We start from the raw sequence: 26,556 nt of genomic DNA on the forward strand, positions 1-26,556 counted from the left end.
CGGTGATCCTCGGGTAGTCCTCGTATCGCTGCGGCATGCAGCCGCTCCACCCCGGCACGGCCGGCCCAACCGCGACGGGGCCCCGGACCGAGCTGTCGACGGCGTACCGTCGCCGGATGCGGATCACCCGTTTCACGCACGCCTGCGTCCGGGTCGAGCACGACGGTGGGGTGCTTGTCGTCGACCCGGGGACGTGGAGTGAGCCGCGAGCCCTCGTCGGCGCGGACGCCGTCCTGGTCACCCACGAACACACCGACCACGTGGACGTGCTGCGCCTGGCCGGCCTGGGCGTCCCCGTGTACGCCCCGGAGGGCGCCCGGCTGCCGGATCTCGTGCCGCTGCCGGTGACCCGGGTCCGCGCCGGGCAACGCTTCACGGCGGCCGGCATCGAGGTCAGCGCCCACGGCGGCCGGCACGCCGCCATCCACGAGGGTCTACCGGACTGCCCCAACCTCGGCTACCTGATCGGCGACGGGCTCTACCACCCCGGCGACGCGTTGCACGTGCCCGACGAGCCGGTGCGCATCCTGCTCGTCCCGGCCCAGGGGTCCTGGCTGCGCCTCGACGAGGCGATCCGGTTCGCCACCGCCGTGGGTGCCGCCGCGGCGTACCCGATCCACGACGCGCAGCTCAACGAGCGTGGCCTGGCCAGCGTCGCCGGCTGGTTCGGCGAGACGATCCCCGGCTACCGTCACGTGCTGCCCGGCGACACCGCCTGACCCCTGTCGTCGCCCGCCGCCGGGGTGCGGAAGCGGGGCGCGGCGGCGGTGAGCACCGCGGCGGCCGTCGGGGCGGACCACCGGCCGGTCAGTTCCGTCACGAGGTCGGCGACCAGCCGGGTCACGGCCGGCGCGCACCCCGGGTGCAGCGCCTCGGCGGCGCAGCGGTACTTGGTGGGGCGCAGCCCCATCGCCGCGTACGCCCGCCGCCACGCCTGGATCTCCGGGAACCCGCTCTCGGCCCCACCGGCCAACCGCCGCCGCGCCTCGGCGAGATGGGCGGCCGTGCGTGCCGCCACGTCGGCGGTGGCGGTGATACCGGCGGCCTGCACCACACCGGCGACCAGATCGGGGTACGCGTCGCGAAGCTGCGGAGAATGTTCGAACTGCACGGTGGTCCTATCGGTCGGTGAGGGCGAGGGTCACGCCGAGCGCGATGAACGTGCCGGCGGCGGATCGGCGCAGCCAGTCGGTGACGCGGGGGCGGGTCAGCACCCGGTCGCGTACCCGGGCCGCGAAGACGCCGTAGCCGCTGAACACCACGAAGGTGAGCAGCATGAACACCGCGCCGCAGCCGAGCATCGCCCGGGTCGAGCCCGGTGCCGTGGTGTCCACGAACTGCGGCAGGAACGCGACGAAGAACATCGTCGGCTTCGGGTTGAGCAGGTTGACCAGCACCCCGGAGACGATCACCCGGAGCGCCGAGCGGGGTGGGGCGTCGGTCGTCACCGCGAAGGCGTCGCGGTCCCGCGTCATGGACCAGGCCAGGTAGAGCAGGTAGCCGACGCCGAGGTAGCGGACGGTCTCGAACGCCACGGCGCTGGTCTGCATCAGCGCGGCCAGCCCGGTCATCGCCGCCAGCAGGTGCGGCAGCGTCCCCAGCGTGCAGGCGAACGCGGCCAGCACCCCGGCGCGGGCGCCCCGGGACAGGCCGGCGGAGAGAGTGAAGATCACCCCGGTGCCGGGGGTGACCACCACGATCAGCGTGGTGATCAGGAACGGGATGGTCACGGTCGTCCTCCGGCGGAGTTGGCAGGTCAGGCTGCTGCTCACTCTGCTGCCACAATGGCCCGATGGGCAGAGCCAAACTGACCACGTCCGAGAGGTCCAGAACGGCCGGGTCGGACTTCCTGCACCTGAGCCTCGCCGACGCGGAGCCGGGCGGACGGACCGACTGGCTGACCGACCGGCTGCGGCAGGCCATCGCCGAGGGACGGGTGCCCGTCGGCGAACGGCTGCCCCCCACCCGGGTGCTCGCCGCCGACCTCGGTGTCTCCCGGGGCGTGGTCACCGAGGCGTACCAGCGCCTGGCCGAGGAGGGGCACGTCACCGGTCGGGGCCGGGCCGGAACGGTGGTCGTCGGCGCGCCGGCCGCGCCCACACCCGCCCCGACCGCCGCGCCGGCACCGCTCGCGACCTTCCCGCCGGCACCGGGCACCGACATCTTCGACGCGGTACGCGCGGCGCACGCGTCAATCGACCTGACGCCCGGCGTACCCGACCTGACCGCCTTTCCCCGCGCGGACTGGCTGCGCGCCGAACGGGCCGTGCTGCGCCGCCTCGCCGCGGCCGACCTCGGCTACGGCGACCCGTGTGGCGCGCCCGCGCTGCGACAGGCCGTCGCCGCCTGGCTGGCCCGCAACCGCGGGATCAGCGTCGACCCCGTCGAGGTGATCATCGTGGCCGGCGTCTCCCAGGCGCTCGGGCTGCTCGCCCAGGCACTCACCGCTGCCGGCGTCGACCGGATCGCGGTCGAGGACCCGGGCTCGCTCGGCGTGCGGCAGCACCTGAACAACTGGCGGATGGAAACCCCACCGATCAGTGTCGACGACGCCGGGCTGCGCGTCGACGAGTTGGTCGCCACGGGCGTACCGGCCGTGATGCTCACCCCCGCGCACCAGTTCCCGACCGGCGTCGTGCTCGACGGTGACCGCCGCCGCCACCTCGTCGCCTGGGCGCGGGCCGGCGGTCTGATCATCGAGGACGACTACGACGCCGAGCACCGCTACGACCGGCCACCGGTGCCGGCGCTGCGGGGCCTGCTGCCCGAGCAGGTCTGCTACGCCGGCAGCGTCTCCAAGCTGCTCGCCCCGGCCCTGCGGGTCGGCTGGCTGCTGGTGCCGCCACGACTGCGCGAGGCGGTGGTGGCCGCCAAGCGCAACGCCGACCTGGGCAACGCCGTGCTCCCACAACTGGTGCTCGCGGAGTTGCTGACCTCCGGGGCCTTCGAGCGGCATCTGCGGTTGCTGCGCCGTCGACACATCCGTCGACGGGACGCGATGATCGCCGCGCTGGCCCGAGCGCTGCCGTCGGCGACGGTGCACGGCGCCGCCGCCGGCCTGCACCTGATGATCACGCTGGACGACGACGTGGTCGACACCGAGCTGGCGGCGGCGACGCTGGCGTGTGGGGTGAAGGTGCAACCGCTGTCCTGGCACTGCCAGCGTCCCTACCGGCCGGGCCTCGTGCTCGGCTACGCGGCCCGTACGACGACCGAGATCGACGAGGGCGTCGCGCAGATCGCCGCCGCGCTCGGCCGCCGCCGGTCCTGATCACCGCCGGCGCCGCCGTGCGTCTCCCCGGCCGCGGGGTGGGGGCTCAGCCCAGGAGCAGCTGCACCAGCACCAGCGCGGCGAGCAGCGCCGGCCCGCGCGAGCCCTGGCGCACCAGGTCGACCGGGAGCATGCCGAACGGCGTGTTGACCGTCGCGCCACCGTAGTTGATCGGCGGGCGGGTGCCGGCCCGGAACGCGGCGGCCACCACGCCCAGCGCCAGCGTCGGCGCCAGCCAGGACGGCCCCGGCTCGACTGTCGGCAGGGTCAGCAACCACCACAGCCCCGCGCCGACGGCCGGCACCACCACGTGGATCCCGCGCAGCAGGGCGTCGCTGCCGCCCAGAGCCCGGCGCAGTCCGGGTGACCGGCTGATCGACCGCAGGCCACCGGTCAACCGGTTGGCGGCGAGGTACGCGAACACCACCTGCGCGGCCCCGGCCAACCCGGGCAGGGCGAGCGCGGCAGCGTACTGCACGCCGATCAGCGTCACCCAGAGCAGCAGGGCGCTCGGGTGACGGCGCAACCGGCGTACGTCAGCCTGCAGAAACGCCCACCAGGCGGGGCCGGGCAGCAACCGGCGGCTGCGGACCCGGCCGATCCGACGCCACCGCCGGCTCTCCATCAGGCCGGTGAGCAGGCTCGGATCGAGCAGGATCGTGGCCGTGGCGGCGGCGTTGGCGAACTGCGCGCCGGTGGTGAGCGTGGCCCGGTCGACCTGCGGCAACGCGCGTACCGCGCGGATCGTGCCCAGTCCCGCGAGGGGCAGCGCGAGGGCGAACAGCGCGACGGTCGGCGTCACCGCCGGCCGGGGCAGCCCGTCACCGAGGTGACCGAGAAGCACCACCACGGCGGTGACGACGGCGGCCACCACCATCGGCGCCGCACCGGCCACCGCCGGCCACCGTCGACCCGCCCGGCTGCTCTGGGCGACGACGCTGAGCGCCAGCGCCGCCGCACCCCAGCCCGCGCCGGCCGCGGCCGCCCAACCCAGCGCCGCCGGATCGCTGACCCCGCCGAGCGCCGCCACGGCCAACCCGAGCGCCGCCGTGCCCACCGCGGCACCGACCAGCAGCAGGACGAAGCGTGGCGCCAGCCATGCCCGCCGGTCGACAGGAGCGCTCGTCGCCCAGCTCTGCGTGGCCGGGGTGACCAGCAGCGGGCCGAGCGCGCGCAGGCCACGCCAGGCCAGGCCGGCGCCGGCCAGCAGCGCGGCGAGCGCCAGCCACCAGCGCACCCCCGGCTCCGCCTGCCCCACCGTGGGGGAATCCAGCAGGTCACGGCTCGCGCTGATCGCGAACCAGCCGTACATGCCCGTGAACAGGACGATGACGTACGCGTCGCCCAGCACCTCACCGAGGGAGTGATCGTGGTGCCGGCTGCGGGCCCGGCGCAGGTGGGTGCGCAGTTGCCGGGCGGTGGGCACCCCGGTCGGCGTGGCGGCGATGGTGGCCGGCGGGGCGCTCACCTGCCGATCTCGATGCGCTCGTCGACCACCGCGTCGATCAGCTCCGGGTCGTGCGAGGCCAGCAGCACGGCGGTGCCGGCCTCGCGTTCCCGCACCAGCCGCTCGGCCAGCCACTGTCGCCCGCGTACGTCGAGGCGCTGCTCCGGCTCGTCCAGGATCAGCACCCGGCGTGGCCGCACGAAACAGGACGCCAGCGCCAACCGGCGGCGCTGTCCGCTGGACAGGGTCACCGGGAGCTGGTCGCGGGCCGGTTCCAGACCCAGCTCGGTGAGCACCTCCTCGACCGGCTCGGCGTTGCTCCCGTGGGCGTACGCGACAAGCTCCAGGTGCTCGACCACGGACAGGTCCGGGAAGAAGTCAATGTCGTCCAGGGCGGCCGCCACCAGCGCCCGGACCTGTGGGTCGGTCTCGTCGGCCCGGCGGCCCTGCACCAGCACCTCGCCGGCGTCCGGCCGGTCGGCGCCGACCACGCAGCGCAGCAGGGTGGTCTTGCCGCTGCCGTTGGGCCCGAGCACCACCGCGATCCGGCCGGCCGCGAGCGTGAAACTCACGTCGTCGAGCACGACCAGGTCGCCGAAGTTGCGGCTAAGTCCCCGTACCGAGAGCGCGTCCACGATCACAGAGTCTCCCAGAGCGGTCCCACCGACCAACCCGAGCGACCTATGTCACGCGGTCGGCGGCGTCGTCGCGTCGGGCGCGTAGAGCGCGGCGAGCGCGGCGGCGGTGGCGGCCAGGCGTTCGCGCAGCGCGACAGGGGTCAGCACCTCGACGTCGGCGCCGAGGCGCAGCAACTCGCCCTGGGCGTGGGTGAGCGACTCGATCGGCAGCACCGCGGTCACCCAGCCCCGCGCGTCCGGCGGCTGGGCGCTGGCGTCCACCGCGGTCACCACCGGATCGCTGCCGATCTCGCGCAGCCGTTGCCGGCCGGCGGGGGAGAGCCGGACGGTGGCCTCGTCGCGGTGCAGGCGGGCCCGGAACTGCACCACGTGTGCCCGCCACCAGGCCGGCAGGTCGAAGTCGGCCGGTCGGACGAACTCCTGCGGCAGCGGGGTCAGCGCGAGGATCTGGTTGACCCGGTAGGTCGCCGGAGCGCCCCGACCGGGCTGGTCGGCCACCACATACCAGCGGCAGCCCTTGAGCACCAGGCCGTACGGCTCCAGCACCCGGGTCACCTCGCCGTTCCACCCGCGGTAGCGCACCTCGACGCGGTGCTGCCGCCAGACCGCCTCGGCGGTGCGGGACAGCTCGGGGGAGGCGTCGCCGTCGGCGTACCAGCCGGGGGTGTCCAGGTGGAAACGTTGTTGGAGCTGGGTCGCCCGGTCGCGCAGGGGAGCGGGGAGCGCGGCGTGCAGCTTGAGTCGCAGCGCGCCCACCACGTCGCCGTAACCCAGCTCGTCGGCGGGGCCGGGCAACCCGGCCAGGAACAGCCGGTCGGCCTCGTCGGCGGTGAGCCCGGTCAGCCGGGTCCGCCAGCCGTCGACAAGGTGGTAGCCGCCGGCGTGCCCGGCCTCCCCGTACAGCGGGATGCCGGCGGCGTGCAGCGACTCCACGTCCCGGTAGATCGTGCGGGGGGAGACGGCCAGCCGGCCGGCGAGCTGGGTGGCGGTCAGCCGGCCGTGTTGCTGGAGCAGCAGCAGGAGGGAAAGAAGTCGAGAAGCCCGCACTTCACTGACACTAGTTGTCAGGGGACCCGTCCTACCGTCCCGGCATGGCATTTCGCGACAAGGACCTTCGCGCGCCCGGACCGATCACTGTGGACGGCCGGCACCTCAAGCGCTACCACATAGACCAGCCGGAGCAACTGATCGAACCGGAGGTGGAGAAGGCCGCGTACGAGCAGCTACCGTTGCTGCTCGTCGACCTCGACGACGACGGCACCCCGGCCGCCGGGTGGGTGGTGCTGCACCGGGGCGCGGACACCGGCGCGTACCTGCTGGCGTACACCTGGGTGTGGGACAACGCGCTGGAGGTCCGGGTCGCCGCGGCCGGGCAGCCGGCGCTGGACTGCCCGGACGAGGACCCGACCCACTTCGTGGAGGTCCGTCGACCCGCCGTCGGCTGCGTGTGGGAGTTGGCGGTGCTGGAGCACGAACGGGCCGCCTGGGTTCGGCACATGCTTGCGCCGGAGGCACCCGACCTGACTGGATATCTCAACGACACGCGAGCGGAAGGGCCGGTGGGCCGCTGATGGGCGACTTCGACTTCTTTGTGGGCACCTGGAACGTCGTGAACAGGCGGCTGCGCAAGCGGCTGGTGGGCTCCGACGAGTGGGAGGAGTTTCCCGGGGTGTCGGTCGCGCACGGCTTCTTCGGCGGCGGCGGCCACTTCGACGAGATCATCTTCCCGACCAAGGGTTCCGCGGGCGCCACCGTCCGGATCTTCGAACCGGCCCGGCAGGAGTGGTCGATCTACTGGATGAGCAGCGTCGACGGCGTGCTGGGTCAGCCGCCGATGGTGGGCCGCTTCGTCGACGGGGTGGGCCGCTTCTACGCCGACGACCAGCACGAGGGGCGTCCGGTGCGGTGCCGGTTCATCTGGTCGGACATCAGCGCGACCACCGCCCGGTGGGAGCAGGCGTTCTCGGTCGACGGCGAGGAGACCTGGGAAACCAACTGGATCATGACTTTCACCAAGGCGTCCGACTAGCGGTTTCCGACCATCCGGGCGCGGTGTTAATGTCCGTCCACCGCGCTCGGATGGAGGAACGCGATGGCCTCCGACCACGTCGACGTGCTCATCGTCGGCGCCGGCCTGTCCGGCGTCGGCGCGGCCTGCCACCTGCGCCGCGACTGCCCGGACAAGACGTACGCGGTGCTGGAGGCGCGCGACGCCGTCGGCGGCACCTGGGACCTGTTCCGCTACCCGGGCATCCGGTCCGACTCGGACATGTTCACCCTCGGCTACTCGTTCAAGCCGTGGACCGCGCCGAAGGCCATCGCCGACGGCGCCACCATCCGGGAGTACGTGCGGGAGACCGCCCGGGAGTACGACGTGCAGCGGCACATCCGCTTCCGGCACCGGGTGCTGCGCGCCGACTGGGACAGCGGCACCGCCCGTTGGACGGTGCACGCGCAGCGCACCGACACCGCCGAGACGGTGGTGGCGACCTGCTCGTTCCTGTTCGCCTGCACCGGCTACTACCGCTACGACGAGGGATACACACCGGCCCTGCCCGGCGTCGACGCCTACGGTGGGCGGCTGGTGCACCCGCAGCACTGGCCCGAGGACCTCGACCACACCGGCCGGCGGGTGGTGGTGATCGGCAGCGGTGCCACCGCGGTCACCCTGGTGCCGGCGTTGGCCGAGCGGGCCGCCCACGTGACGATGCTCCAACGCTCACCCACGTACGTCCTGGCGCGGCCCTCGCGCGACCGGCTGGCCGACGCGCTGCGGCGCTGGCTGCCGGCGGCCGCCGCGTACCCGGTGGCGCGCTGGAAGAACGTGCTGCTGTCCACCGCCACCTTTCAGCTCAGCCGCCGCGCCCCCGGCCTGGTGAAGCGGCTGCTGCGCCGGGCCGCCGCCGGCCGGCTCCCGGTGGGGTACGACGTCGACAGGCACTTCGCGCCCCGGTACGACCCGTGGGATCAGCGCCTCTGCGTTGCCCCCGACGGCGACCTGTTCACCGCCGTGCGCGAGGGCAGGGCGTCGGTGGTGACCGACACCATCGACACCTTCACCGCGCACGGTGTCCGGTTGACCTCCGGCGCCCAGGTGCCCGCCGACATCGTGGTCACCGCGACCGGGCTCAACCTGCTCGCCCTCGGTGGCCTGACCCTGCGCGTGGACGGCGCCGAGGTCGACCTCGCGAGCACCGTGGCCTACAAGGGCATGATGGTGTCCGGGGTGCCGAACTTCGCGCTGACCCTCGGCTACACCAACGCGTCGTGGACGCTCAAGGCCGACCTGGTCGCCGGGTACGTCTGCCGGTTGCTGCGCCACCTGGACCGCACCGGCCAGCAGGTCGTCACCCCGCGCCCGCCCGCCGACGACGCGCGCGTGCCGCTCATCGACCTGCGCTCCTCCTACGTGCTGCGCAGTCTCGACGCGTTGCCCCGGCAGGGCGTGCGCGCACCCTGGCGGCTGCACCAGAACTACGCCCGCGACGTGCTGCTGATGCGGCACGGCCGGCTCACCGACGAGGGGGTGCGCTTCGCCCGCGCCACCGCGCCCGCCCCGCGTCCCGTCCCGACCCGTCCGGCCGCTCGCCGGTAACCGTCAGCGGAGGAGCACCGATCGTGCGGAGATTCGACTTCACCGGCGCGACAGCCGTGGTCACCGGGGCGGCCAGTGGGATCGGCGCGGCGCTGGCGCACGCGCTCGCCGGCCGGGGCACCGACCTGGTCCTGCTGGACCGCGACGCCGACCGGCTGGACGCGGTCGCCGCCGCGGTCCGCGCCGACCACCCGGACCGTCAGGTGCACACGTACCTCGTGGACCTCGCCGACGTGGACGCCACCGCCCGGGTGGCCGCCGAGATCGGTCGGCGGCACCCGCGCGTACGGCTGCTGGTGAACAACGCCGGCGTCGGCCTCGGCGGCCGGTTCGACCAGGTGACGTTCGACGAGTTCAGCTGGGTGGTCGACGTCAACTTCCGGGCCGTGGCGCAGTTGACCCACGCACTGCTGCCGACGCTGAAGGCGGAGTCCGGCGCGCACCTGGTAAACGTCTCCAGCCTGTTCGGGCTGATCGCGCCGGCCGGGCAGGCCGCGTACTCGGCGAGCAAGTTCGCGGTGCGCGGCCTCACCGAGGCGCTGCGCCACGAGTTGGTCGACGACGGCATCGGGGTGACCTCGGTGCACCCCGGCGGGATCCGCACCCGGATCACCGCGAACGCCCGGATCGGCAGCGGCGTCCCACCCGAGGAGTACGCGGCCGGCCGCGAGCAGTTCGAGAAACTGCTCACCATCGCGCCGAGCCGGGCCGCCGAGGTGATTCTGCGTGCCGTCGAGCGGCGGCGCGGCCGGGTGCTGATCGGCTGGTCGGCGAAGCTGCCGGACCTGCTGGCCCGGGTCCTGCCGGCCTCGTACAACCGGCTGCTGGTCGCCGGTCTGAACCGGGGCGTCGTCCGCCCGGCGACACCCGTCCCCGGTGTGCCGGCGCCCCGCCCCGGCGACGCCGACGCGACCCGCGAGGTGGCCTGACCGGCGGCGCGGTCACGGGGGTGTGCTGTCCCGCTTCTCCTCCTGGGCCAGCACCGCCTCGCGGTGCTCCGGCTCGTCGCGGCGGGCCAGCTCGGCGGCGAGGCGCGCATCGGTCGCCAACCGCACCCGGTTGCGGTGCAGGAAACTCTCGAAACCCCCGGTGTACGGGCAGGCCAGGTCGCCGAGCGCCTGCTCCGGGACGTAGCGGCAGCCGGAGCAGTAGTCGCTGATCTCGTCGATGTCGGTGCCGTCCACCGCGTACGGGCGGGTGTCCACCCGAGCCAGGTCGGCGTACTGGCTCATGCCGATCACGGTCGCGTTCATCACCCAGTCGGTGCCGTCGACGAAGCAGCGCTGGAACCAGTCCGCCACGTCGGTGGGCCGCCAGCCGCGTTGCAACGCGTAGTTCGCCAGCACCAGCAGCCGGGGCGTGTGGTGCGTCCAGGCCCCGTCCCGGACGGTGGCGAGGACGTCGGCCAGGCAGCGGGCCTCCACCGCGTCGGCGTCCAACTCGGCGAACCACTGCGGCAGCGGCTCGGTCGCGGCCAGCCAGTTCGCCCCCCGGTAGCGCGGCTCGAAGTACCAGTACAACTGCCAGAGGAACTCCCGCCAACCGAGCAGCCCCCGGATGAACGGCTCCACCGCCGTACGCGGGGCTTGGCCGGCCCGCCACGCCTGCTCGGCGGCGCGTACCGCGGGCTCCGGGTGCAGCAACCCGAGGTTGAACGAGGACGAGAGCGTCGAGTGCGCGAGCAGCGGGTCCGCACCGCTCATCACGTCGGCGTAGCGACCGTAGCCGGATAGCCGATGGGTCAGGAAGTGCGTGAGTCGGGCCTGCGCCTCGGCGTGGGTGGCCGGGTGACGCCGGGGGCCGTCCCGGCCGACGAACCGCACCCCGTCGGCGGCCCACCGGTCCAGGTCACGGCGGACCTCCGCGTCGATGTCATCCTCGACGATCGGCGGGGGTGGAGGTGGTGCGACAGGCGCGGCGCGGCTCTCGGGTCGCGGTCGGAGTCCCGGCCCGGTCGTGGCGGTCAGCACGTCGTGGCGGCGCCGGGCGTGCCGGTAGAAGTCGGCCATCCGCAGCGTGCCGCGGCGCGCGCGGTCCGCCCAGTCGGCGAAGTCGGTCCGGCTGGTGATGAAGCCGCGCGGCGGCAGCACGGTCAGCTCCGGCACCGATTCTGCGAAGCGCAGCGCCGCCCGCGAGTGCGGATGGCACACCTCCAGTGGCTCACCGACCTGCGCCAACGCCTGCCGGAACGTGTCGGTGCGCAGCAGCAGCGCCCGGTCACCCAGCTCGGCGGCGCGGTGGCGCAGCGCGGACAGGATCAGGTGTGCCCGCTGTCGGTGCATCCGCTGGCGGCGGAACAGGTCCCGGATCTCCACCAGCAGCACCTGTTGGTCGGGGTCGTCGAGGAAGTGCGGCCCGAGCTGATCGGCCAGCAACCATCGGCGGCGAGGCATGCCGTAATTCTGCCTACCCGCGGGCCGCCGCGCTCGGTGCCGCACCGAGATGGGCGTCGGCGAGTCAGGACCTGTTGACCGCGGTGCTCGGCCCGACGTCGCGGCGGCGCAGCAGCACGGTAAGCGTCACGAGCGCGACGAGCAGCGCCGCGAGCACGGACACCGGGGCCGGGCCGAGCGGCGTGAGCAGTGCCAGAAGCGCGACGACGGGGAAGGCGACGACCACCGCGCCGTGCTGCTGCCGGCGTACGTGCAGCACCCAGACCGTGAGCAGGAAGACGGCGACCGGGATGGCCACCGCGTACGCGGCGGTGCCTGCGGAGACGTGCGCGAGGTGCCGCTCGACGTCCACCGACACCCCCAGGCCGGCGCCGATCGCGGCGATCGCGGCGAAGACCAGGTAGTGGCCGTAGCCCCAGATCAGGGAGTACGGCAGCCGGTCGGGCGCCTCGTTGGGCCGGTCGAAGTAGAGCCACCAGAGCGCGAACACGATGACCGCGCCGGCCGCCGCGAGGGACCAGAGGCCGTGCTCCCCGGCGTCCAGCCCGGTCTGGATCGCGATCGAGATGGCCAGGACGGCCTCGCCGAGCACGATCAGGGTGAACAGCCCGTACCGTTCGGCGATGTGCTCGGGGTGCCAGGGGGTCATCCCGGGGCGTTCGGCCACCGCCGGCACCAGCAGGTCGGCAAGCGCCAGCAGCACGAACGTCGCGATACCCCACTCGGCGGGCAGCGTCAGCCGCAGCAGCCAGCCGAGCTGCACCACTGTCACGCCGATCGCGTAGCGGCGCGCCGCCGCGCGGTGGCGGGGGTCGCCGACCGCGGCTCGGGTCCAGTTCCCGACCGCCGCCAGTCGCATCACCACGTACCCGTAGGTGATGACGGTGAAGTCGCCGTCGGTGAAGGCGCGTGGCACGCCGGCCGCCAGGATCAGCGCTCCGGAGATCTGCACCAGTGTGGTGATCCGGTAGACGTCGTCGTCGGTGTCGTACGCCGAGGCGAACCAGGTGAAGTTCACCCACGACCACCAGATCGCGAAGAACACCATGGCGTAGCTGGTCGCGGCGTGCCCGAGATGGCCCTCGGCGACGTCGTGGTGCAGGCTGCTGGCCGCCTGCGCGACGGCCACCACGAAACAGAGGTCGAAGAAGAGTTCCAGCGGGGTGGCCGCGCGGTGTGGCTCGTCGCGACGACGGGGCCGCATCGGCCGGTAGAACGGCCGCACCGCACGGGAGTTCGTCACCGCCGCTCCTCAGGCGAAGCTCACCGGCGTCGACGGCCGTGGGTCAGCCCCTCCAACACCAGGGTCAGCCCGGCGCCGACAAGCCAGACGTCCTTGGCGAGCCCGGCGCCCTGCTGGGTCGGGCGGACGCTGCCGGGCTCGCGCATCCCCGGCGTCTTCAGGTACAGCTGCACCAGGCCCGCGCCGAACGCGGTCAGGCCCAACCCGACCAGGGGGGCCGGGACGAACGGCGCGAGCAGCGCGGCCCCCAGCGCGATCTCCGAGTACGACAGCAGCTTCGCGAAGCGCGGTGGGTCCAACTGACCGAGTTGCGGCATGGCGGCGACCGCCATCCCGTGGAGGCCCTCCGCGGCGGCGCCCTCCAGGGTCCGCTTGCCGAGACCCGAGTTGAGAAAGTACGCGCCGATGCTCAGTCGGAGCGGCAGGTGCGCGAGTTTCATGATCACTCCCCGTTGGCCGTGGTCGAATGCGGCCCGCGTACCCCGGACCGCCCGCGATAACCCGCCGGGGCGGCTGGGCCGGCCGTGGTGGTCGGGGTAGGTTCGCCCGGGGCCCACCGCCGAGCCCGTGGCACACCCGCCCACCCGGCTTCCGGCCCTGCCGCACACCACCAGCAGGAGGCGAAGTGAGCCAGGAAGTCCGGGGAGTCATCTCCCGCAGCAAGGGCGCACCGGTCGAGGTCACCACGATCGTGGTGCCCGATCCCGGCCCGGGTGAGGCCGTCGTCCGGATCCAGTCCTGCGGCGTCTGCCACACCGACCTGCACTATCGCGAGGGTGGCATCAACGACGACTACCCGTTCCTGCTCGGCCACGAGGCGGCGGGCATCGTCGAGCAGGTGGGCGAGGGCGTCACCGACGTCGCCCCGGGTGATTTCGTGGTCCTCAACTGGCGCGCGGTCTGTGGCGTCTGCCGCGCCTGTCGCCGGGGTCGCCCGTGGTACTGCTTCAACACCCACAACGCGAAGCAGCGGATGACCCTGACCGACGGCACCGAGCTGGCCCCGGCGCTGGGCATCGGCGCGTTCGCCGAGAAGACCCTTGTGCACGCGGGGCAGTGCACGAAGGTGGACCCGGCCGCCCGACCGGCCGCCGTCGGCCTGCTCGGCTGCGGGGTGATGGCCGGGCTGGGCGCCGCGATGAACACCGGCAACGTCACCCGCGGCGACTCGGTAGCGGTGATCGGCTGCGGCGGCGTCGGAGACGCGGCGGTCGCCGGTGCGGTCCTCGCCGGCGCCACGACGATCGTCGCGGTGGACACCGACAGCCGCAAACTCGACTGGGCCCGGAAGTTCGGCGCCACGCACACCGTCAACGCGTCCGAGACCGACCCGATCGAGGCGATCCGGGCCGCCACCGGCGGCTTCGGCGCCGACGTGGTGATCGACGCCGTGGGTCGACCGGAGACCTGGAAGCAGGCGTTCTACGCCCGGGATCTGGCCGGCACGGTGGTGCTGGTCGGCGTACCGACCCCGCAGATGCGGATCGAGCTGCCGCTGCTGGACGTCTTCGGGCGCGGCGGCGCCCTGAAGTCCAGCTGGTACGGCGACTGCCTGCCCAGCCGGGACTTCCCGATGCTCACCGAGCTGTACCTGCAGGGCCGCCTCGACCTGGACGCGTTCGTCACCGAGGAGATCGCGCTCGACCAGGTCGAGACCGCGTTCGAGCGGATGCACCACGGCGACGTGCTCCGCTCGGTGGTGGTGTTCTGATGACCGCCCGCGTCGACCACGCGGTCACCGCCGGCACGTTCTCCCTGGACGGGCAGACGTTCGACGTGGACAACAATGTCTGGGTGATCGGTGACGACAGCGAGTGTGTCGTCCTGGACGCGCCGCACGACGTCGCCGCGATCCTCGCCCTGGTGGGTGACCGGCGGGTCCGGGCGATCCTGGCCACCCACGCCCACGACGACCACGTTCGGGTGGCGCCCGAGCTGGCCGAGGCCACCGGCGCGCCGGTGCTGCTGCACGCCGCCGACCGGGTCCTCTGGGACATGGTCCACCCGCACCTGCCGCCGCACGGCGAACTGCACGACGGGCAGGAGATCGAGGTGGCCGGCACCACCCTGCGGGTGCTGCACACCCCCGGGCACAGCCCCGGCGCGTGCAGCTTCTACGCCCCCGAGCTGGGTGTGGTGTTCACCGGCGACACGCTCTTCGCCGGCGGTCCGGGCGCGACCGGCCGCTCGTACAGCGACTTCGACACCATCGTCGGCTCGATCCGGACCCGTCTGCTCACCCTGCCGGCGGAGACTGTCGTGCACACCGGCCACGGCGCCGACACGACGATCGGCGCGGAGGCGCCACACCTGCAGGAGTGGCTGGCCCGGGGCCACTGAGACGCTGCGCGCGGCGCGGTCGACGGCTCAGCGCTCGTCGGCCGCGCCCAGCACCGGTTTGACGTCCAGGACCGGGGTGCCGTCCAACGCCTCCAGGTCGGCCACCCGGACACGCAGCCCGTCCACCGCAAGCACCCGCACCCGGTGCAGCCCGATCGGGTTGGGTCGGTGCGGGGAGCGGGTGCTGAACACCCCGGTCTCGGGCCGGCTCTCGTCGCCCCGCGGGCGCACCGCCAACACGTCGCGGCGGGCACGGTCCAACCAGGTCAGCACCAACAGTTCCGCGTCGGCGTGCAGGTCGCGCAGCGCCGGCGCGACGTGCGCGTCGAAGACCAGCCAGGCCTCCGGCGCGCCCTCGTCGCCCTGCCGGGGCGCGCTCGCCGCGTCGGTCAGGGGTGAGACGACCCGCCCGACCGGGTGCAGCACGTACGCGTCGTCGCCGGGCACCTCGACCATGTCGCTCCCTTCCGGACGGTTCAGCCTAGTGGGTCCTGACCGTGACACGAGGCGCTCAGTCTTGCGCCTGGGGCCAGGCGGAGAGCGCCAGTTCTGCCGTTTCGGTGAGCTCGCTGGTCGTTGCGCCGTCCCGGGCGCGCTGCGACATGCCCTGAATGACCGCGGCGAAGTAGGCGGCCAGGGCGCGGGGGTTGGCCGCGGCGGATAGTTCGCCCTGCTGCTGTGCGGTCTCCAGGTGTGTTTCGAAGGTGGCCAGGTTCGCGTTGCGCAGGTCGCGAAGGAACACCGCGACCTCGGCGTCCTGAACGGTGACGTTTGTGGCGGCGCTGATGGTCAGACATCCGGCCGGATGGGAGGGGTCGGGGTAGACGGCCGCCGCCTCGTGAAGGATGCGGCGGAACGCGCTGCGGGCGGTGGGCTCCTCTTGCAGGGCAGTACCGACGAACGCACCCACGGGAGAGCGTCCGTAGGCGTGGACGACCTCCTTGAACAGGGACTTCTTGTCCCCGAATGCCGCATACAGACTGCCGGGCTTGATGCCCATCGCCCGGGTCAGCTCCCCGATGGAGGTCGCCTCGTAGCCGTGCTCCCAGAACAGGCGGGTGGCGGCTGTCAGGGCTGTCGTGCGGTCGAACGCTGGCGGCCGTCCTCGCTTCACGCCTGGTCCACTCATGCCTCGATTCTAGAGCGAGCGCTCAAGAACTTGTGTCACGTCAATTCTTGAGTCATCATTCAAAAAATAGGGAGGTGGACAACAGTCATGGCAACAGGAGCACTTGAGGGCAAGGTTGCGCTGGTCACCGGAGGCAGCCGAGGCATCGGCCGGGCCATCGCGGAACGACTCGCCCGGGACGGCGCCGCCGTCGGCGTCGCCTACGCGCGCGACGAGACGGCGGCGAGCGAGACCGTCGAGCGTATTCGGAAGAACGGAGGGCGGGCCTTCGCGCTGCGCGCGGAGCTGGGACGGCACGGCGACGCAACTCGCCTGTGGGCCGCCTTCGACGCCGCGGGCAAGGACCACGCGTCCGACGGGAGGCTCGACATCATCGTCAACAACGCCGGCATAGGACGCAGCGCGGCGTTGGCCTCGTTGACCGAGGAAGCATTCGACGAGGTCTTCGCCGTGAACGTGCGTGCGCCGTTCTTCGTCGTGCAGCAGGGGCTGCCGCGTCTGCGTGACGGGGGCCGGATCATCAACATCTCCAGCGGTGCGGCCAGCCTGGCCATGCCGGAGATCATCGCCTACGGCGCCACCAAGGGCGCACTGGACACCTTCACCCTCAACCTGGCCAAGGAGTTGGGCCCGCGGGGCATCACGGCCAACTCGGTGGCCCCCGGGATCGTCGACACGGACGTCAACGCGGCCTGGCTTCGGGGGAATCCGCAGGCCGAGGCATATGCGGCAGCCCTGGCCGCCCTTGGCCGTGTCGGGCAGCCGGAGGACGTGGCCGACATCGTGGCCTTCCTCGCGTCCAACGACGCGCGCTGGGTGACCGGCCGGGTCGTCGACGCGACCGGAGGCGCCGGGCTGTGAGTCGTTCCCCTGTCGTCTGTACCGACCTGTCCGATTCGTCGGGCCGGTGGCCGGCGCAACACCTCGGCGGCTCCGGCATTTCCGGAATGACCGACACGTGAACCCGGTTGTGTCCCCCGTACCGTCGGAGCCCAAACCCTCTTCCGCGGTCAACTCCCGAGGAGCGTTCACCCCGGAGCGTTCCGCACGATCGAGAGGGCCACCATCGTGAAGGTCGACTTCACTCGATGGCTCCCCGCCATCGCCAAGGACTCGTACCGCAAGACCGCGCTGAGCGTGGTGGGCGTGGCCGCCCTCGGCGGCCTGGCACTCGCGCCGACCGCGGCGGCCGCCCCGGTCACCTCCGGACCCCACGAGGGCGCCGTGGCCGCCATCGATCTGGCCACCGGCAAGGCCAAGGCCGCCACCCCGGCCCGCCAGGACGAGCAGCCCGTCGAGTCGGGGCTGACCACCGGCTCCGCCACCGGCAAGCCGCCGGCCGGTAAGCCCAGCCGTGACCAGCTCATCCCGCACGGCATCGAAGGCGCGCAGTCGCGCATCCCGCTCGACGACGCGCAACTCGACAACGCCCGCAAGATCGTCGACGCCGCCAAGAAGACAGGCGTCGGCGACCGGGGCGCGGTGATCGGCGTCGCCACCTCGTTGCAGGAGTCGAAGCTCTACAACCTCGGCCACCTCGGCGCGTACAACGACCACGACTCGCAGGGCCTGTTCCAGCAGCGTCCGTCGTCCGGTTGGGGCACGCCCGACCAGGTCACCGACCCGGAGTACGCCGCCACGGCGTTCTTCACCGCACTGCGCAACGTCGGCGGCTGGCAGGACCTGCCGCTGACCGCCGCCGCGCAGACCGTCCAGGTCTCCGCCTTCCCCTACGCCTACGCGCAGTGGGAGGAGCAGGCGGCGGACATCGTCCAGCAGATGTGGTGACAACACCCGGACCACCGCCGGCCGGCTCCCCCGTGGGGGAGCCGGCCGGTTGGCGTCGGTAGCGCGGATCAGCAGGCCGGGTAGAGGCGACGGGTGCCAACCCCGGCGGCGTACGCGTCCCGGTCGCTGAACCGGCAGCCGTAGTCGGGCCGTGCCACCACCGCCGGATCCGTCACGGTGTCACCGGCCGGGCGCTTGCCGGTGCGTACCCAGGACACCAGGTCGTCCCAGGCGGCGCCGGCCTCGGCCGGGGTGAACTCGCAGTGTTGGGTGGTCCGGATGGCCCGCTGCACCACAAGCCTGCCGCGATCGTTGCGCGCCACGTCGGTGGCGTACGCCTGCTCCATGCTGAACGGGACGAACAGGTCACCGAGGCCGTGCAGGCTGAGCAGCGGCGCGGTGGGCCGACCGGCAATCCGCGGCACCTCGGTGAGCGTCGGCAGGAGCCGCTGTACGACGTCCTCCGGGGCGACCCGCCGCACCGTGGCGTTGACGTCTACCGGGCTGTTCGGGGTGTACCTGGTGCGCAGGTTCGTGGAGAGCTGACCGGGCCGCTGGGCGGGGGAGTCACCGCTTCCGGTGGGCACGCTGATGGAGAAGAGGAAGTCCTTCCAGACGGCGAACGCGGCGTCCGCACCGGGACGCGGCCCGCCCGAGCGGTTCACCGTGATCGCCCGCAGTTGCCTGCCCCGCTCGGTGGTGGTGTCCGGCCCGGTCGGGGTCAGCCCCGCCAGGCCGAGCGCCGCCTGGATGCGGGGCACCGCCGTGGTCAGGTAGTCGGCCGGCGTCGGATGGGCCGGCACCCCGGCGAGCGCCTGCGCGACCAGGTTGTAGTCCAGGTAGAAGTCGAGAAGCGTCTGGTCACCGAGCACCCCGCACATCGGCAGCGCCCCGTCGTAGTAGCCGGGATACTGCTCCAGCGAGCGACCGATGACGTACCCGCCCATCGACACCCCCGCCAGGTAGATGTGGTGCGGTCGGCGAACGATCCGTCCGAAGTGGTCGGCCAGATCCCTGGTGCCCAGCACCCCGGAGCGGATGTCGAAGCCGTTGCGGTCGTACGACGACGACGCCCAGGCGTACCCCTGCTCCAGGAGACGTTCCCGCAACCCGAAGTCCGGCGGTTCCGGCGTGAGCACCGTGCCCTGGCCCCGGTAGCCGTGCGCCCACAGCACCAGGTTGCCGTTCCACCGGGCGGGGACCTCGATGAGGTAGCCGGCGTGGCGGTGTACGCCCTGGCGTACCGTCGTCGGCCCGCCGCCCACGACCAGCGGGGCCAACGGCGGGTTCTCGATGGTGTAGCCGGGCAGCGGTTGGCCGCCACTCGGGTCGCGACCGGTGGCGCCGGCCGGCGCGGCGCCGGCCAACCCGACCGCGAGGGTCAGCGTCGCGGTGGTGGCGAGCAGCCGGCGGAGGGTACGAACGGGTGCGGACAGCATCGATGCTCCCCATCGGGCGGATGTCGCCCCGGGGGCGACCAGGCGGGACGGTTGCCTACCGGCCGGTAGCGTCCTGAACCTAGGACCGCCGTCGATACGTGTCAATGGCTGCGCGGATCGGCTGGCTGCCTGCTCGTGGCTGGTCCCGGCGCGCGTACCCGGTTGCCAGGACGGATGGGCCGGTCGGGTTGACTGGTCCGCGTGGACGAGTTGATCTGGGATGCGGCGCGGGCGTCGCGCGACTGGTTGGACGCGGCGAACGGCACCGGGCAGACCGAGCTGACCTGCCGCATCCTCAAGCTGACCGAGGAGGCGGGGGAAGCATCAGCGGCCTGGATCGGTCTGCTCGGGCAGAATCCTCGCAAGGGTGTCACCCACACCCGCGAGGACGTCGCGGCGGAGTTGGCGGACGTCGCCTTCACGGCGTTGGTGGCCATCGAGAGCCTGGGGCTGGACGCGCAGACCGTCCTGGACGCCTGCGCCGCGAAGGTACGGTCCCGCCTCGCCGGGTGACGCGCCCCAATCCGGACATGTCGGCCAAGCTTGGCGACCGGCGAACGCCCGCCAGTCATGCTTCCCGCGACATCACTGATGTCGGGGCATCACACCTCCCGGGACACCCCGGCGTCAATGATCGCGTGCGGATCATCGCGCGGCGGTTGGCCTGCGGCCGCGACCGCCCGGGTTGCTTGGGCCGATTATCCGGCTGTGGGCGGTCGCTACCTGTGACCGGGCGCACCGGCCGGCCGGAATGATGGCCGGGGCGGGGTCGTTACATACCCTGACGATCGCAGCACCACCGGCTCGCCGCCCCGCCCAGCCGGGTTGGAATGCGGGCCCCGGTCCGGTCGTTGCAGTCCCCACGAACGACGACTCGCTGGTTTTGTTCCAGCAGCGCCCCAGCTCGGGTTGGGGTACGCCGGAGCAGATCACCGATCCGGCTTACTCGACTACGGCGTTCCTGAAGGGGCTGCGTCAGGTTGATGGGTGGCAGGACATGCCGTTGACCGAGGCTGCGCAGACTGTGCAGGTGTCGGCGTACCCGGATGCGTACGCGCAGTGGGAGCAGCAGGCCGCTGATCTGGTTGGCCAGTACTGGAACAGCTGACCCCAGCATCACCACCGCAAGACACCAACCGTTGGCCGGCACCCCGCAACCCCGGGGGTGCTGGCCAACGGCGTTTTCCGCTCCGCCCAGCGGATCCACCTCGACCTGGCTGTCGGGCGGGAACAGGTCGACGAAGCGCCGCGTCGGCTGGTGGGCGTGCGCGTACAGTCGGGCGGTGGAGCGTACCGAATCGATGCTGGCGCAGACCCGGCCACCTGGCGTGGCCGACGTGGATCCCGGCAGTGTGTTGTTGCCCGGCCACGACGTGCCGTTGGGTCGGTACACGACGGTGCGGCGGCTGTTGCCGCAGCGGGTCCGCCGGATGGTCGGCGCCTGGTGTTTCGTGGACCATTTCGGCCCGGACGATGTGGCGCAGCGGCCCGGCATGGAGGTGCCGCCGCACCCGCACACCGGTCTGCAGACGGTGACGTGGCTGCTCGACGGCGAGATCCTGCACCGCGACAGCCTCGGCAACGTCCAACCGATCCGGCCCGGTCAACTGAACGTGATGACCTCGGGGCACGGCATCGCACACTCCGAGCGGTCGCCGGCCGTCCACCCGCCGGTGATGCACGGCGTGCAGCTCTGGGTGGCGCTGCCGGACCCGGCGCGGGCCGGAGCGGCCGACTTCGCGCACCACGCCGACCTGCCCCGTTGGCGTGCCGGGGATCTGGAGCTCACCCTGCTGGTCGGGGAGTTCGCCGGGCAGCGGTCGCCCGCGGTGGTGCACACCCCGCTGGTCGGCGTGCAGGTCGAACTGAGCGGCGAGGCGCCGACGACGCTGGAGCTTCGGCCCGACTTCGAGTACGCCCTGCTGGCGATGTCCGGCGCCGCCGAGGCCGCCGAGGTGGGGTTCGAGCCGGGGGAGCTGCTCTATCTGGGCTCGGGTCGCCGGGAGCTGACCGTGCGCGGCGGGGCCGGGGCGCGGTTGTTGCTGCTGGGCGGTGCGCCGTTCGAGGAGCCGCTGGTCATGTGGTGGAACTTCGTCGGCCGCTCGCACGAGGAGATCGCCGCCGCCCGGTCGGACTGGATGGCGGGGGACGGCCGGTTCGGTGTGGTCGCCGACGATGCGGCGCCACCACTGCCGGCCCCGGCCCTGCCCACCACCCGGCTCAAGGCCCGCGACCGCACCGGCGGCCGCCACGGCTGACGCCGCCCGACGAGGGCCCGGCGTGACCGGAGGGCCACCCGGGTAGTCGCCGGGATGTCGAGCACTCTGATCACGCCGATGGCGGACCGCAAGCGCCTGGCGCGCCGCCTCGCCGGCAGCGGACGGGGCTTCGCCGAGCGGTACGGCTTTCGCACCGGTACGCGGAAGTGACGGGCCGGCGGTGACGTGCCCTGGCCCACACTTCACCAAATTCTGACCAAACGGAGGATGTTCTGTCGTATGGTTGGACCCGGCAGTGCTGACCGCTCGGTTCGGGCGGGCATCCACCGCCTGGTGACCGCGACCGGTTCGGACGTGGCTCACCGCCTGGGCAGGCTTGCGTGGCGCCCTGGGTCGCGGTTCGCGACCAGGGGCGCCCGCCTGTCCCGGCCCTTCCTTCCGTGCCGCCCCGTGCCGTCCCCGGGGTCAGCGCGACCCCCCGCTCAGTTGGCCAGACCGGCCAACAGGTTCACGGTCACGGCGATGATGAAGGCACCGAACAGGTACGACACCATCGAGTGCCGGAGCACCGTACGACGCATCTCGTTGCTCGTGAGGTTGGTGTCGGAGATCTGGAACGTCGTCCCGATGGTGAACGCGACGTACGCGAAGTCGGAGTAGCGCGGCGGCTCGGACTGGTTGAAGTTCACCCCGCCGTCCGGGCCGGTGTAGTAGATCCGGGCGTACCGGGCGGCGAACACGGTGTGCACCACGAACCAGGACAGCAGCACGCTGAGCACGCCGAGGCCGCCGTGCGCCTCCCGGCCGAGCCCGGGTGGCGCGCTCTGGGCGCTGGCCACCACCAGTCCCACGGCCAGCAGGCTGGCCAGGCAGGCGACGAGCAGCAGCGCGTCGCGGATCGCCCGGTTCGGATCCTCGTGGACGGCCAGCCGGGCGGTCCGCTCGGCGTCCATCGGCCAGAGCTTGTGCCAGACCAGCGCGAGCCAGCTCAGCGCGCCGACGTCCCAGCCGGCGAGCGCGGCGAGCGGTAGGGGCAGCAGCAGCGCGAAGAGGCAGCCGGCGAGGACGCCGACCACCGCGACGACGGCGAGTTGCGCCGCGGCCGGGAAGCGCGCGTCCGGTGGGCGGGAGGACGGTCGGGATGCGGGGCCGGTGTGGGTCATCGGCGACGCCCCGGTGTCGAAGCCGTGGCCGCCACCGCCGGGTCAGATGCCGCGCAGATGTTGCGAGACCCGGTTGTGCGTCTTGTCCCGGGCCTGCTCGGCGCGCTGCGCGGGACCCACCTCGGGCGCGGCCTCGATGCCGGCCGACCGGGCGACCTCGGTGCCGTTGGCGTAGTCCACCGGCGGCAGGGCCCGCAACGCCTTCAGCACGTCCGGTGGGGCGCCCTCCCGTTCGGCCTCGCGGACCACGTCGTCCTTCTCGGCCGGGTAGTCCAGGCTCGACAGGTACTGCAGGACGTCGGCGTAGCTCGCCATGGCGTGGGCTCCCTCGGGGCATCGATGTGGTCACGACCGGCGGCGGTTACCCACCCGCCGGCCGGTCACGCCCGACCGGCCGAGGAATCCCGGCGTCGTTTCCACTCCGCCGCCGCGGGTACCCGCAGACGCCGACGCGAGCCCAAGGGAGTACGCGATGAACTACGACACCTTCATCGACCAGGTTTCCCACCGCACCGCGACGTCCTCGGAGCAGGCGGTCGAGGTGACGCGCGCCGTTCTGGAGACGTTCGCCGAGCGGCTGACCGGCGGTGAGGTCCTGGACCTGGCCGCCCAGCTGCCGCAGCCGCTGCAACTGGTGTTGAAACCGAGCCCGAGCACCGAGCAGGCGGACCGGTTCGGGGCGGCCGAGTTCGTCGCCCGGGTGGCGTTGCGCGCGGGGGTGCAGGAGCCGGCGGCCCGGGACGCCGCGCGGGCGGTCTTCACCACCCTGCGGGAGGCGATCACCGGTGGTGAGTTCGACGACGTCGTCACCCAACTGCCGCGCGACTATCGGGGCCTGGTGGAGCAGGCGATGGCCCCGGGGGCGGCGCTGCGCCGTGGCTGACCCCCGCACACACAGCTGTTTACCAGGGCAACCATCGATGTCCCGCTTGGCGTGAGGATTCGGCCTGGCCTAACCTTGTCGTGCGAGGGGAGTACTTCCTACGAACCATTCCGGTCAGTACGGCGCGCCCGGCGCGCCTCGGGTGGTTGCCCATCAGGTGATGGGTGAAGGAGACCTCGAACATGACGGTGTTCGAGGAGACCCCAATGAGCGAAGTGTCATACCTGTCCGCCGCCAGCGACCTGTCGTCGGTGGGCACGCCCATGCTGTGGGCGGTGACCATCATCGGCGTACTCCTGCTGTTGGTGTTGGATTTCCTGGTCACGCGCCGCCCGCACGAGGTGTCGATGCGGGAGGCGATCGGCTGGTCGGTGTTCTACATCGCGCTGCCGCTCGCGTTCGGCGGCTGGCTCTGGTCCCGCTACGGCTCCCAGCAGGGCGTGGAGTACCTGACCGGTTATCTGGTGGAGAAGTCGCTCTCGGTCGACAACCTCTTCGTCTTCATGCTGCTGCTGGCCGCGTTCGCGGTGCCGGCGGTGCTCGCCCAGCGGGTGCTGCTCTACGGCATCGCCGGCGCGCTGGTGCTGCGGGCCGTCTTCATCGCCCTCGGCGCGGCGGCGTTGCAGACCCTCGACTTCGCCTTCCTGCTCTTCGCGATCATCCTCATCGCCACGGCGGTGAAGCTGCTGCGCGACGCCATGTCCGGGCATCAGCAGGAAGTCGACATCAACAAGATGCGCTCGGTGAAACTGCTGCGCAAGGTCATGCCGGTGGTCGACGACTACCACGGCACGAAGATGACCGTCCGGCAGGGCGCGAGGCGGGCGCTCACCCCGTTCGCCCTGGTGGTGGTCGCGGTGCTGGCCACCGACATCGTCTTCGCCGTCGACTCGGTGCCGGCGGTCTACGGCATCACCGAGGACCCGTACCTGGTCTTCGCCACCAACGCGTTCGCCCTGCTCGGCCTGCGGGCGCTCTACTTCGTCCTGCACGCGGCGCTGAGCCGGCTGGTGCACCTCAGCTACGGCCTGGCCATCATCCTGGCGTTCATCGGCCTCAAGCTGGGTCTGCACTGGGCGCACGGCATCTGGGACAGCGTGCCGCAGATCCCCACGCTGGCCTCGCTCGGCGTGATCGTCGGCGTGCTGGTGGTGGTCACCGTGACCAGCCTGCGCGCCACCCGGGGCGGCGACGTGCCCGAGGAGCGCGAGGTCGTCGCGGAGCGGCACTGACCGCGCCGCGCCGGGGCGACGAGGAGGTACGCGGGAAAGCTCCCGGCCGGGCCGGCGCGGGTGGTACGACTGTGCAATGGGAATCGTGTCACCGGGCTTTCAGGGTCGGCCCCGAACGCAGGAGCCGGCCCTGCCACCCGGTCAGTACCTGACCGAGGACTACCCGGTGCTCTCGGCCGGCCCGACGCCCCGGGTGTCACTGGACACCTGGGAGTTCGTCATCTCCGCCGAGAACGGCAGCGAGCACCGGTGGTCGTGGCAGGAGCTGATGGCCCTGCCGCAGGAGACGCCAACGGTGGACATCCACTGCGTCACCCGCTGGTCCAAGCTCGGCACCACCTGGCAGGGCGTCTCCCTGGACACGCTGCTCGACGGCGTCGACACCGGGGCCCACTTCGCGCTCGCGCACTCCTACGGCGGCTACACCACAAACCTGCCGCTCGACGACCTGCGCGGCGGTCGGGCCTGGGTGGTGCACACCTTCGAGGGTGCGCCGCTGCCCGCCGAACACGGCGGGCCGGCGCGGATGCTGGTGCCGCACCTCTACTTCTGGAAGTCCGCCAAGTGGGTGCGCGGCCTCCGGCTCAAGACGATGGACGAGCCGGGGTTCTGGGAAACCGCCGGTTACCACGACTACGGCGACCCGTGGCGCGAACAGCGGTACCAGGGTGACTGAGCGCGCCGTGGCCACGAGCAAGCCACCCCGGACGGCCAACCGGTGGCAGGTCGGCCGACTGGTGGAGCGTCGGGTGGAGACACCGACCGCGCAGACCCTGGTGCTGGAGGTGCCGGACTGGCCTGGACACCTGCCGGGGCAGCACGTCGACCTGCGGCTCACCGCTCCGGACGGTTACCAGGCGGCACGGTCGTACTCCATTGCCGGGCCCGTCGTGGACGGCCCGGGTGGCCCGCGCATCGAGGTGACGGTCCAGCGCGTGCACGACGGCGAGGTGTCCCCGTACCTCATCGATGTCTTTGCCGACGGCGACCCGCTGGAGGTCCGCGGGCCGCTCGGTGGCTGGTTCATCTGGCGGCCCGAGGAGACCGCGCCGGTGCAGTTGGTCGCCGGTGGTTCCGGCATCGTGCCGTTGATGGCGATGATCCGGGCCCGGAGGGCGACCGGCAGCAAGGCGCCGTTCCGGCTGATCTACTCGGTGCGCACACCCGGCGACGTGATCTACGCCGACGAGCTGCGCCGCCGGGTCCGCGACGACTTCGGCCTGGACATCGCGTACGTCTACACCCGCGAGGCGCCCGAGGGCTGGCGCGGCGAGCCGCACCGGATCGGGCTGGCCGACGTCAACACGCACGGCTGGCCGCCCGACCTGGAACCGCTCACCTACGTGTGCGGTCCGACCGCGTTCGTGGAGACCGTGGCCGACCTGCTGGTGGGGCTGGGTCACCCGTCGCGGCGGGTCAAGACCGAACGCTTCGGCCCCACCGGTTGACCGCCCGCCCGCTCCCGTACCGCGAGGAGATCCGATGACCGAGATGTCGTACCTGGACGGCAATATGCTCGACGGCCCGATGCGTGAGCTGTTCACCGTCGACCTGAGCAGCGCGATGGGCCGATGCGAGAACTGCGGGATGACCGGCTCGATGGCCAGCCTGCACGTCTACTCGCACGCCCCGGGTCTGGTCGCCCGCTGCCCCTCCTGCGAGGAGGTGATGGTGCGACTGGTCCGCGGACCGGACCGGGCGTGGCTGGACCTGCGCGGCACCACGTACCTCCAGGTGCCGATGCCGATGGAACAGACGTTTCCCGGCCCGCTCTGA

General features: G+C 72.5%; 30 protein-coding genes and 1 pseudogene. 18 read left to right on the forward strand and 13 right to left on the reverse strand.

Annotated elements, in window-relative coordinates; translation table 11 throughout:
• The first annotated feature begins 116 nt into the window (after positions 1–116).
• Entirely contained in the window at positions 117–719 is a 603-nt protein-coding gene (locus tag ACLQ29_RS20825) for an MBL fold metallo-hydrolase (RefSeq protein ID WP_425773163.1), read from the forward strand.
• On the opposite strand, the gene ACLQ29_RS20830 is transcribed toward ACLQ29_RS20825, so the two are convergent.
• Positions 692–1,111 (reverse strand): hypothetical protein, encoded by a 420-nt coding sequence (locus ACLQ29_RS20830; RefSeq protein WP_425773164.1) that lies wholly within the window; start codon positions 1,109–1,111, stop codon positions 692–694. The genes ACLQ29_RS20825 and ACLQ29_RS20830 overlap by 28 nt on opposite strands.
• 7 nt (positions 1,112–1,118) lie before the next feature.
• Positions 1,119–1,730 (reverse strand): LysE family translocator, encoded by a 612-nt coding sequence (locus ACLQ29_RS20835; protein WP_425773165.1) that lies wholly within the window; start codon positions 1,728–1,730, stop codon positions 1,119–1,121.
• A 62-nt stretch (positions 1,731–1,792) separates the two neighbouring features.
• Between ACLQ29_RS20835 and ACLQ29_RS20840 the strand changes: the two genes are divergently transcribed.
• Complete coding sequence (locus ACLQ29_RS20840) at positions 1,793–3,271, forward strand: PLP-dependent aminotransferase family protein (protein ID WP_425773166.1); 1,479 nt, start codon at positions 1,793–1,795, stop codon at positions 3,269–3,271.
• A gap of 46 nt (positions 3,272–3,317) precedes the next feature.
• Here ACLQ29_RS20840 and ACLQ29_RS20845 read toward each other — a convergent pair whose 3' ends face one another.
• The 3 genes from ACLQ29_RS20845 to ACLQ29_RS20855 are packed head-to-tail and all read right to left on the reverse strand — an operon-like array spanning position 3,318 to position 6,403.
• Entirely contained in the window at positions 3,318–4,739 is a 1,422-nt protein-coding gene (locus tag ACLQ29_RS20845; RefSeq protein ID WP_425773167.1) for a DUF6297 family protein, read from the reverse strand.
• Positions 4,736–5,359, reverse strand: a complete 624-nt coding sequence (locus ACLQ29_RS20850) for an ABC transporter ATP-binding protein (RefSeq protein ID WP_425773168.1) — start codon at positions 5,357–5,359, stop codon at positions 4,736–4,738. Before ACLQ29_RS20850 ends, ACLQ29_RS20845 begins: the two co-directional genes overlap by 4 nt.
• Positions 5,360–5,404: 45 nt before the next feature.
• On the reverse strand, positions 5,405–6,403 hold the full coding sequence (locus ACLQ29_RS20855) for a helix-turn-helix transcriptional regulator (protein ID WP_425773169.1): 999 nt from the start codon (positions 6,401–6,403) through the stop codon (positions 5,405–5,407).
• 44 nt (positions 6,404–6,447) lie between these two features.
• On the opposite strand from ACLQ29_RS20855, the gene ACLQ29_RS20860 reads away from it, so the two are divergent.
• The 4 genes from ACLQ29_RS20860 (at position 6,448) to ACLQ29_RS20875 (ending at position 9,880) form a co-directional block, all read left to right on the forward strand.
• Positions 6,448–6,927, forward strand: a complete 480-nt coding sequence (locus tag ACLQ29_RS20860; RefSeq protein WP_425773170.1) for a hypothetical protein — start codon at positions 6,448–6,450, stop codon at positions 6,925–6,927.
• Complete coding sequence (locus tag ACLQ29_RS20865; RefSeq protein WP_425773171.1) at positions 6,927–7,385, forward strand: hypothetical protein; 459 nt, start codon at positions 6,927–6,929, stop codon at positions 7,383–7,385. Before ACLQ29_RS20860 ends, ACLQ29_RS20865 begins: the two co-directional genes overlap by 1 nt.
• Before the next feature lie 63 nt (positions 7,386–7,448).
• Positions 7,449–8,951, forward strand: a complete 1,503-nt coding sequence (locus ACLQ29_RS20870; RefSeq protein WP_425773172.1) for a flavin-containing monooxygenase — start codon at positions 7,449–7,451, stop codon at positions 8,949–8,951.
• A gap of 23 nt (positions 8,952–8,974) precedes the next feature.
• Entirely contained in the window at positions 8,975–9,880 is a 906-nt protein-coding gene (locus ACLQ29_RS20875; protein ID WP_425773173.1) for an SDR family NAD(P)-dependent oxidoreductase, read from the forward strand.
• 12 nt (positions 9,881–9,892) lie between these two features.
• On the opposite strand, the gene ACLQ29_RS20880 is transcribed toward ACLQ29_RS20875, so the two are convergent.
• The 3 genes from ACLQ29_RS20880 to ACLQ29_RS20890 form a co-directional block, all read right to left on the reverse strand.
• The gene (locus tag ACLQ29_RS20880; protein WP_425773174.1) at positions 9,893–11,344 is read right to left on the reverse strand and encodes a cryptochrome/photolyase family protein; all 1,452 of its coding nucleotides are present in this window, start codon (positions 11,342–11,344) and stop codon (positions 9,893–9,895) included.
• Between the two features lie 64 nt (positions 11,345–11,408).
• Entirely contained in the window at positions 11,409–12,587 is a 1,179-nt protein-coding gene (locus ACLQ29_RS20885; protein WP_425773175.1) for a low temperature requirement protein A, read from the reverse strand.
• A gap of 20 nt (positions 12,588–12,607) precedes the next feature.
• Complete coding sequence (locus ACLQ29_RS20890; RefSeq protein ID WP_425773176.1) at positions 12,608–13,027, reverse strand: hypothetical protein; 420 nt, start codon at positions 13,025–13,027, stop codon at positions 12,608–12,610.
• A gap of 185 nt (positions 13,028–13,212) precedes the next feature.
• On the opposite strand from ACLQ29_RS20890, the gene ACLQ29_RS20895 reads away from it, so the two are divergent.
• Both ACLQ29_RS20895 and ACLQ29_RS20900 read left to right on the forward strand, forming a co-directional pair.
• Positions 13,213–14,298 carry an S-(hydroxymethyl)mycothiol dehydrogenase gene (locus ACLQ29_RS20895; protein WP_425756192.1) on the forward strand — a complete coding sequence of 362 codons (1,086 nt, stop codon included), beginning with the start codon at positions 13,213–13,215 and terminating at the stop codon, positions 14,296–14,298.
• On the forward strand, positions 14,298–14,927 hold the full coding sequence (locus ACLQ29_RS20900; protein ID WP_425773177.1) for an MBL fold metallo-hydrolase: 630 nt from the start codon (positions 14,298–14,300) through the stop codon (positions 14,925–14,927). The genes ACLQ29_RS20895 and ACLQ29_RS20900 overlap by 1 nt, the downstream gene beginning before the upstream one ends.
• Before the next feature lie 27 nt (positions 14,928–14,954).
• Here the strand turns inward: ACLQ29_RS20900 and tsaA are convergent, their stop codons facing one another.
• Together tsaA and ACLQ29_RS20910 are read right to left on the reverse strand one after the other, a co-directional pair.
• Positions 14,955–15,383, reverse strand: coding sequence for a tRNA (N6-threonylcarbamoyladenosine(37)-N6)-methyltransferase TrmO (gene tsaA / locus ACLQ29_RS20905; protein ID WP_425773178.1), 429 nt, complete (start codon positions 15,381–15,383; stop codon positions 14,955–14,957).
• A 55-nt stretch (positions 15,384–15,438) separates the two neighbouring features.
• Positions 15,439–16,041, reverse strand: a complete 603-nt coding sequence (locus tag ACLQ29_RS20910; protein WP_425773179.1) for a TetR/AcrR family transcriptional regulator — start codon at positions 16,039–16,041, stop codon at positions 15,439–15,441.
• Between the two features lie 102 nt (positions 16,042–16,143).
• On the opposite strand from ACLQ29_RS20910, the gene ACLQ29_RS20915 reads away from it, so the two are divergent.
• A complete protein-coding gene (locus tag ACLQ29_RS20915; RefSeq protein ID WP_425773180.1) occupies positions 16,144–16,917 on the forward strand; it encodes an SDR family oxidoreductase in 774 nt (257 codons plus the stop codon).
• A gap of 207 nt (positions 16,918–17,124) precedes the next feature.
• Positions 17,125–17,844, forward strand: a complete 720-nt coding sequence (locus ACLQ29_RS20920) for a hypothetical protein (RefSeq protein ID WP_425773181.1) — start codon at positions 17,125–17,127, stop codon at positions 17,842–17,844.
• Positions 17,845–17,912: 68 nt separating this feature from the next.
• Here the strand turns inward: ACLQ29_RS20920 and ACLQ29_RS20925 are convergent, their stop codons facing one another.
• Positions 17,913–19,283 carry a hypothetical protein gene (locus ACLQ29_RS20925; protein ID WP_425773182.1) on the reverse strand — a complete coding sequence of 457 codons (1,371 nt, stop codon included), beginning with the start codon at positions 19,281–19,283 and terminating at the stop codon, positions 17,913–17,915.
• Between the two features lie 201 nt (positions 19,284–19,484).
• On the opposite strand from ACLQ29_RS20925, the gene ACLQ29_RS20930 reads away from it, so the two are divergent.
• The 3 genes and pseudogenes from ACLQ29_RS20930 to ACLQ29_RS20940 all read left to right on the forward strand — a co-directional run bounded on the left by ACLQ29_RS20930 (position 19,485) and on the right by ACLQ29_RS20940 (position 21,541).
• On the forward strand, positions 19,485–19,796 hold the full coding sequence (locus ACLQ29_RS20930) for a MazG-like family protein (RefSeq protein WP_425773183.1): 312 nt from the start codon (positions 19,485–19,487) through the stop codon (positions 19,794–19,796).
• A gap of 358 nt (positions 19,797–20,154) precedes the next feature.
• Positions 20,155–20,391, forward strand: a pseudogene (locus ACLQ29_RS20935) (hypothetical protein); the annotation flags it as partial.
• A 175-nt stretch (positions 20,392–20,566) separates the two neighbouring features.
• Positions 20,567–21,541 carry a pirin family protein gene (locus ACLQ29_RS20940; RefSeq protein WP_425773184.1) on the forward strand — a complete coding sequence of 325 codons (975 nt, stop codon included), beginning with the start codon at positions 20,567–20,569 and terminating at the stop codon, positions 21,539–21,541.
• Between the two features lie 443 nt (positions 21,542–21,984).
• Here the strand turns inward: ACLQ29_RS20940 and ACLQ29_RS20945 are convergent, their stop codons facing one another.
• Complete coding sequence (locus tag ACLQ29_RS20945; protein WP_425773185.1) at positions 21,985–22,665, reverse strand: DUF1345 domain-containing protein; 681 nt, start codon at positions 22,663–22,665, stop codon at positions 21,985–21,987.
• A gap of 42 nt (positions 22,666–22,707) precedes the next feature.
• Positions 22,708–22,980 carry a DUF2795 domain-containing protein gene (locus ACLQ29_RS20950; RefSeq protein ID WP_328654669.1) on the reverse strand — a complete coding sequence of 91 codons (273 nt, stop codon included), beginning with the start codon at positions 22,978–22,980 and terminating at the stop codon, positions 22,708–22,710.
• A 157-nt stretch (positions 22,981–23,137) separates the two neighbouring features.
• Between ACLQ29_RS20950 and ACLQ29_RS20955 the strand changes: the two genes are divergently transcribed.
• From ACLQ29_RS20955 to ACLQ29_RS20975, 5 genes are all read left to right on the forward strand, one after another.
• Entirely contained in the window at positions 23,138–23,548 is a 411-nt protein-coding gene (locus ACLQ29_RS20955) for a DUF2267 domain-containing protein (protein ID WP_425773186.1), read from the forward strand.
• Between the two features lie 206 nt (positions 23,549–23,754).
• Positions 23,755–24,780 carry a TerC/Alx family metal homeostasis membrane protein gene (locus ACLQ29_RS20960; protein WP_425773187.1) on the forward strand — a complete coding sequence of 342 codons (1,026 nt, stop codon included), beginning with the start codon at positions 23,755–23,757 and terminating at the stop codon, positions 24,778–24,780.
• A gap of 76 nt (positions 24,781–24,856) precedes the next feature.
• Complete coding sequence (locus tag ACLQ29_RS20965) at positions 24,857–25,456, forward strand: sulfite oxidase-like oxidoreductase (RefSeq protein WP_425773188.1); 600 nt, start codon at positions 24,857–24,859, stop codon at positions 25,454–25,456.
• A gap of 7 nt (positions 25,457–25,463) precedes the next feature.
• The gene (locus ACLQ29_RS20970; RefSeq protein ID WP_425773338.1) at positions 25,464–26,228 is read left to right on the forward strand and encodes a ferredoxin reductase; all 765 of its coding nucleotides are present in this window, start codon (positions 25,464–25,466) and stop codon (positions 26,226–26,228) included.
• Positions 26,229–26,262: 34 nt separating this feature from the next.
• Positions 26,263–26,556, forward strand: coding sequence for a DUF6510 family protein (locus ACLQ29_RS20975; protein ID WP_425773189.1), 294 nt, complete (start codon positions 26,263–26,265; stop codon positions 26,554–26,556).

Source organism: Micromonospora sp. DT228 (assembly GCF_049841595.1).
Taxonomy (GTDB): Bacteria; Actinomycetota; Actinomycetes; order Mycobacteriales; family Micromonosporaceae; genus Micromonospora.